Source organism: Labedella phragmitis, assembly GCF_004078635.1.
In the GTDB taxonomy this organism is placed as follows: Bacteria; Actinomycetota; Actinomycetes; order Actinomycetales; family Microbacteriaceae; genus Labedella; species Labedella phragmitis.
In genome coordinates, this window is record NZ_RZNB01000014.1 from 1 (window position 1) to 731 (window position 731).

Sequence of the window (731 nt, forward strand, 5' to 3'; positions counted from 1 at the left end):
TGGTCTACGGGGCCGTGCCGTCGCGCGGTGTCGAGGTGCTCGACGCGGAGACGGGCGCATCGCTCGGAGTCGTGAACGGCACGACGGACGCCTATTACGTGGCGGCTGATCCCGTCAACGGGCTCGTCACCACGGTGTACTTCAGCGACGTCGCCGATGCCAAGAACATCGAGTCCTTCGATGTCGACAACGACTTCGCCTCGCTGTGGTCGTCGACCTCGCGCGCCAATCCGCGTCAACTCGATGCGGATTCCACGAACGGTCTCCTCTACGTGGGGTACACCGGCACGGCGGAGGGCTCGGGCGGATTCAGTGTGCACGACCCGAAGACTGGCAGGATTCTCGGCGACTTCGACGACCCGTCGTTCGGAAAGGACGGCTACGGCATCTCCGTCGATGAGGAGGAACAGCGGGTGTTCGTGTCGAATCGCGACTTCCGGCTGAACCCGCCCGGCTCCGAACTCGACCCGGTGGCGGTCACCGTCTCCACGCGCATCCTCGAGGCCGGCTTCGACTACGAGGCCGTGTCCTCCCTCGACTCCGTGAACAAGTCGAACGCGGCGCTGCCCGCCGGTTCCGCGTTCTCCCAGTCGAAGGATCGCCTCTACCTGGGAGACCAGAACGGTCGGAAGATCTTCGAGATGAATCCCGATACGGATGAGGTGACGCGGACGATCACGTTGCCTGAGAACATCCGTGATGTGGGGATCGATGATGAGGAGGAGCTTCTC

At 63.7% G+C, this 731-nt stretch carries 1 protein-coding gene; it reads left to right on the plus strand.

What is annotated here, in order from left to right; genetic code table 11:
- Window positions 1-731: YncE family protein (locus ELQ90_RS16750; protein WP_166409148.1), on the plus strand; the 731-nt coding region annotated here is incomplete at both ends.